Annotated in this window: 5 protein-coding genes; 3 read left to right on the top strand and 2 right to left on the bottom strand. The window is 68.9% G+C overall.

All coding sequences use genetic code 11. The annotated features are described in order from the left end of the window. Window positions 1-251: 251 nt before the first annotated feature. Both AB0C34_RS31360 and AB0C34_RS31365 read right to left on the bottom strand, forming a co-directional pair. Window positions 252-1,259 carry an NADP-dependent oxidoreductase gene (locus AB0C34_RS31360; RefSeq protein ID WP_357081026.1) on the bottom strand — a complete coding sequence of 336 codons (1,008 nt, stop codon included), beginning with the start codon at window positions 1,257-1,259 and terminating at the stop codon, window positions 252-254. A gap of 185 nt (window positions 1,260-1,444) precedes the next feature. Next, on the bottom strand, window positions 1,445-2,149 hold the full coding sequence (locus tag AB0C34_RS31365) for a helix-turn-helix domain-containing protein (RefSeq protein WP_356114060.1): 705 nt from the start codon (window positions 2,147-2,149) through the stop codon (window positions 1,445-1,447). 136 nt (window positions 2,150-2,285) lie between these two features. Between AB0C34_RS31365 and AB0C34_RS31370 the strand changes: the two genes are divergently transcribed. The 3 genes from AB0C34_RS31370 to AB0C34_RS31380 form a co-directional block, all read left to right on the top strand. Continuing rightward, window positions 2,286-3,338 (top strand): alcohol dehydrogenase catalytic domain-containing protein, encoded by a 1,053-nt coding sequence (locus tag AB0C34_RS31370; RefSeq protein WP_357081029.1) that lies wholly within the window; start codon window positions 2,286-2,288, stop codon window positions 3,336-3,338. Between the two features lie 154 nt (window positions 3,339-3,492). Next, window positions 3,493-3,948: a DUF485 domain-containing protein gene (locus AB0C34_RS31375; RefSeq protein WP_356114086.1), complete on the top strand. Its 456-nt coding sequence runs from the start codon at window positions 3,493-3,495 to the stop codon at window positions 3,946-3,948. Next, the coding region (locus AB0C34_RS31380) for a cation acetate symporter (protein ID WP_357081032.1) at window positions 3,945-5,629 on the top strand (1,685 nt) is incomplete at its 3' end. The genes AB0C34_RS31375 and AB0C34_RS31380, both read left to right, overlap by 4 nt.

The following is a 5,629-nucleotide window of genomic DNA, read 5'->3' on the forward strand; positions in this document are numbered from 1 at the left end:
GTGGATGTTCCACGAGGACAGCCGCCGGCCGCCCGACTGAGCACGGGATGACCGTCTTCGACAGCCGGCACGGCGCCACCGCGCTGGACGCGATCGGCTCCGCCGCGGACTGCGCCGCACGCCGCGACGTCGCAGACCGCCGGACGGTCGCGGCCGCCCTGAAAGAACCAACACCCCGGATGCCACGGCCCACCGGGGCGCTGCGCCGTCCGTCTGTCACGGGTGGGCGGCGACCCCGCTCTCGACGGCGGTCATGCCAGCTCCAGGACGAGCTTGCCGACGTTCTCTCCGCGGAAGAGCATCTGCAACGTCTCGGGGAAGTCGTCCACGCTCCCCCTCACCACATGTTCCTTGACCCTCATGCGGCCGTCGCCGATCCAGGCCGAGATGTCCTGCGCGGCCTGCGCGTAGCGCTTGGCATAGTCGAAGACGACGAAGCCCTCCATGCGGGCGCGGCGCACCAGCAGGGAGAGGTAGTTGGAGGGGCCCTTGACCGGCGTGTCGTTGTTGTACTGGCTGATCGCACCGCAGACCACGACCCGCGCGTGCATCGCCAGTCGGGTCAGCGCAGCGTCGAGGATGTCTCCGCCCACGTTGTCGAAGTAGACGTCGATTCCGTCGGGCGCCTCCCGGCGGAGCGCTTTCCTGACGTCGTCGGCGCGGTAGTCGATCGCAGCGTCGAATCCCAGTTCGTCGGTGAGCAACCCGCACTTCTCCGGCCCTCCCGCAATGCCCACGACCCGACAGCCCTTGGCTTTCGCGATCTGACCCACGATGGTGCCGACCGCTCCGGCCGCCCCTGACACCACGACGGTCTCGCCGTCTTTCAGCGCCCCGACTACCAGCAGACCGAAGTAGGCGGTCATGCCGGGCATGCCCAGCGCGCCCAGATACGTCGAGGGCGGGGCGAGGGAGGTGTCGATCTTCATGGCGCCCCGACCGTCGGAGACCACGTACTCCTGGACGCCGAAGGTGCCGACCACGTGATCACCCGGCTGGAAGTCGGGGTGGTTGGAGGCGGTGACCTCGACGACCGATCCGGCGCGCATCACCTCACCGATGCCCACCGGCGGCAGGTAGGAGGGACGGTCGTCCAGCCAGCCCCGCATGGCAGGGTCCAGGGAGATGACCCGTGTGCGGCCCGCGAACCGGCCCGGGCCCGGCTCCTCGACGGGCCCTGAACAGTGCTCCCAGTCCCCGGGTTTCACTTCACCCGTGGGGCGGGCTGCCAGACGGATCTGGCGGTTGGTCGCAGACATGGCGCCTCCTGTCGTTCATGGTCCCGCCGAGAGTACCGACCAGTTGGTATGCCCCGATGGGTGATGTGCACCACATGACAGGTGACCCTGCCTTCCGGGGACCGAGGGCAGGAAGGCCCTCGGGTGAGGCGGGGCGGGGGCCGCGAGAACCGGCCCGGTCAGGGAGGTCTGCGTGGCCGGACGGTTCAGCGGGTGGGGGCCTGTGGCTGGGCCTTCCCCTTCCGGCCTCGCTCATGCAGCAGACGTGCGGTCTGCTCGGACACCGGCGCGGCCAGCAGTGCGGTGACCAGGTCGATCAGTCGGCTGGTGAACAACCGGTCGTCCCTGCGAGGGCGGCCGGCGGCCCGGGCGGCGAGTTCGGCGTGGCAGAAGCGCATGGCGGTGAAGCGGCTGTGGAACACCGTGATCGACTCGCCGGCCAGCAGGGGCTGCACCAGGCGCCGCCAGGGATGGATGCTCGACCCCTTCGTCACGACGACCTCGACCAGGGGTTCGGGGCGGTTGAGCAGTTCGGCCACGATCTGCAGGAACTCGCGGCCGCCGTCGGGGTCGGCGAGTTTCGCGGCGACCGGCAGCACCAGTGCGGCGGCGAGGGACCGGAGGTCGACTGCGCCGCTGTCCTCGTACTGCTGCAGCAGTACCTCCCGGCGGGCGTCCACCGCAGGAAGGTGCTTGTCGAGTACGGCCCGCAGAAGTCCCGCCCGGTCGCCGAAGTGGTACTGCAGGGCCATCGCGTTGCGCTGGCCGGCGGCCCGCTTGATCTCGTTGAGCGACACACCGTCGACGCCCTTCGCGGCGAACAACTGCTCGGCGGCCCGGATGAGTGTGCCGCGAGTGTCACCGGCTTTCCGACCTCGAGGCGACGTGGCCTGCGTCTCATGTGTTGTCACGGAGGCCCATGCTAGCGTCGCCACGCCAAAGTAATACGGGCGCATTAATACCTGATAAAAGCGCCTTGCACGTTCCCCACTCCGGAATCCCTGTTTCTGCACGGGCGCCGCCCTGCGCCTGGAATGGAGGCACCCAGTGAAGGCACTGACCTACCAGGGTCCCCACGACATCCACTACGGCGACGTTCCCGACCCCGCCGTCACCAGTCCCACCGACGCGGTCGTCCAGGTCACCACGGCCGGTATATGCGGCAGCGACCTGCACATCTACGGCGGCAACGGGTTCAGCCCGGACACCGGTTACACCCCGGGACACGAGTGCGTCGGCGTGGTGGTCGACACCGGCGACGAGGTCACCCGTTTCAAGCCCGGCGACCGCGTCCTGGTTCCCGCCTCGGTCGGCTGCACCCTGTGCGCGACTTGCGCGCGGGGACTCACCGCCAGGTGCGAGCGGGCCCACGCCCCGACGGACCTTTGCTATGGGGTGAGCCCGCACCTCCCGGGCAGTCAGGCCCAGGCCCTCGCTGTGCCCCATGCCGAGGTCAACCTGGTGCACCTGCCCGACGGCATCTCCGACGAGGCCGCCATCGTCCTGACGGACAACGCCCCGACGGCCTGGTACGGCTGCCGTCGAGCCCGCATCCAGCCCGGTGAAACGGTCCTGGTCATCGGCCTGGGCCCGGTCGGCCTCATGGCCGCGCAATCCGCCTTCGTGATGGGCGCCGCCCGCGTGCTGGGCGTGGACCTGGTCGCGGAGCGCCGTGCCTTCGCCGCCACCCTCGGCGTCGAGCCGGTCGAGGGCGAGGACGCCCGAACGGCCGTACGGGAGATGACCGCAGGACGCGGACCGGACGCCGTGGTGGAGGCCGTGGGCTCGGACGCCACCATCGACCTCGCCCTGAAAGCCGTTCGGCAGGCAGGTCGAGTCAGTGTCATCGGCGTCAGCCAGAACAAGGCTTTCCCCTTTCACATGGGACTGGCCCAGATCAAGGAGCTCGAGTTCGCCATCGGGCTGTGCTCGATCCACTACGAGCTCCCGGCCCTGATCCCCCTCACCCAGGCCGGCCGCATCACGCCGGAGGTCGTGGTCTCCCACCGCTTCGCCCTCTCCCAGGGCCCCGCGGCGTACGAACTGTTCAACAGCCGCGCCGCCGGTGTCCGCAAGATCCTTCTCGACCCCGCCCGTTGACCACGACGTCGCTCCCGATCCGGGCAGCCGCATCGACCCCGAAACGTGACCCACTGCAGGCTTACAGGCATTCCAACCAGTCGGTATGGTGCGCCGGCTGAACCGTTTCCCCCGTTCACCTCCACGGATCCGCGCCGAAGAGGACGGCCAGGCGATGACATACCCCGACGAGAACCGGTACCGGCCATCAGCACCACCGGGATGGCCAATACCGCACACCGAGCCCCCGTCGTACGGGTACGACGTCCCTCGCTACGACTCGTACGGGCAAGCCTCTTGGGTCGAGCCGTATGCGCAGGAGACTCGTCAAGATGCCGAGCTCGCCGCTCTCCGCTCGGCCTACCGCCTGCTCCGCCGGACCTCCACGCTCGCCGCGCTCGGCTCCTTCGTGGCGTATGTCGTGCTGTCCTGCTTCGCGCCGGACCTGATGGGGTCCAAGATCGCCGGGGAGTTGAGCCTGGGCATGGTCCTGGGGGTCCTTCAGCTCGTCGTCACCTTCGCGGCGGTCTTCTGGTATGGACGCAGCGCACAACGCTCGGTGGATCCATTGGCCCGCGCCGTCAGGGAACGGGCTATCCCGGTCGGCCGGAACGCAGGGACGGCGAGATGAACGACTACAGCTCCGGGACGCAGGCCACCGTCCTCATTCTGTTCACCACGCTGGTCACCGTCACACTGCTGATGTGCGTGATGGCGGGACCGGACCGCGACGACCTGACGAACTTCTACACCGGCTACCTCACGCTCACCCCGTTCAAGAACGGTCTGGCCATCGCGGGCGACTACATCTCCGCGGCCACCGTGCTGAGCACCACCGGCATCGTCGCGCTGGCCGGATACGACGGCTACGTCCTTGCGGTCAGCACCGCCCTGTCTCTGGTGCTGCTGATGTTCCTGCTGGCCGAACCGCTGCGCAACGCGGGCCGGTTCACCATGGGCGACGTCCTGGCCCGCAACATGCCCGGCCGGGCCGTGCGCATCGCCGCCTGCGTGGTGACGCTTTCGGCGACCCTGCCCTTCCTGGTCGTCCAGCTCTCCGGTGCCGGGTCGCTGCTCACCTTCATCCTGGACCTCCCGCACGTGGCGGGCGCCAGGACGGCGTGCATCGTCATCATCGGCACCCTGATGATCATTTACGCGGCGCTCGGCGGGATGAGAGGCACCGCGCTCATCCAGATGATCAAGATAGTCATCCTGCTCGGTACCAGCGCCGTCGTCGCCGCTCTGGTGCTGAACCGCTTCGGCTGGAGCCCGGGCAACGTGCTCAGGGCCGCCCAGCACGGCAGCGGCGCGGGCCCCGCCTTCCTCCAGCAGGGCCTTCAGTTGGGCACCTCGGCCGTTGACCGGCTGGATTTCATCGGTCTCCAGATCACCGTGGTCCTCGGCGTGGCCTGTCTGCCCCACATCACGATGCGTCTGTACTCCGCGCGGGACGTGCCGGCCGTACGTCGCTCCATGTCGTGGGCGGTCGGCACGGTCACCACGTTCTGCCTGCTCGTCATCATCATGGGCACGGGAGCGGCGGCGCTGGTGGGATCGCGGTACATCACCGCGGCCGACCCCCAGGGCAGGACGTCGGTGCTCATGCTGTCGCAGGTGCTCGGCGGGGCACACGATTCCGCGGGCACGACGATTCTCTACTCGGCCGTGGCGGGCATGGTGTTCATCACCCTGCTCTCATCTGTCGCGGGAATGACTCTGGCCGCGGCCTCATCGCTCGCCCATGATCTGTTCGCCCATGCGGCGCGTCGGGGACACGTCGATCCACGCACGGAGATGACCGTGGCGGTGTGGACGAGCGTGGCCGTGGGAACCCTTGCCATCGGACTCTCCACCCTGGTCCAGGACTGGAACGTCGGCGTGCTGACCACTCTGGCCATCTGCATAGGGGCATCGGCGGTGGCACCCGCGCTCACCTACTCCCTGTTCTGGCGAGGATTCACGCGCAGCGGCCTGCTCGCTTCCCTCTACGGCGGCGCGGCCTGCGCGCTGCTGCTGATGGTCTTCTCCAAGGCCGTTTCGGGAACGCCGTCCGCCGTCTTCCCGAACGCCGATTTCGACATGTTCCCCATGCAGTCCACCGGACTGGTCTCCGTCCCGTTCGGCTACATGGCGGGCTGGCTGGGCAGCCGTCTGGACCACCGGCGCCGCGCCGCCGACAGCCTTGAGAACCGGCGGCTGTACGAGGAGAGCGAGGCACGGCACGCGCCGGACCACCGCGGCGGTACCGAGGCCGCTCGCGCAGACCGGCTGCGCAGTCGTGGTCATTCCGCTGCGGCGAGCAGCCGTGC

This window comes from Nocardia sp. NPDC049220, assembly GCF_040647855.1.
In the GTDB taxonomy this organism is placed as follows: domain Bacteria; phylum Actinomycetota; class Actinomycetes; order Mycobacteriales; family Mycobacteriaceae; genus Nocardia.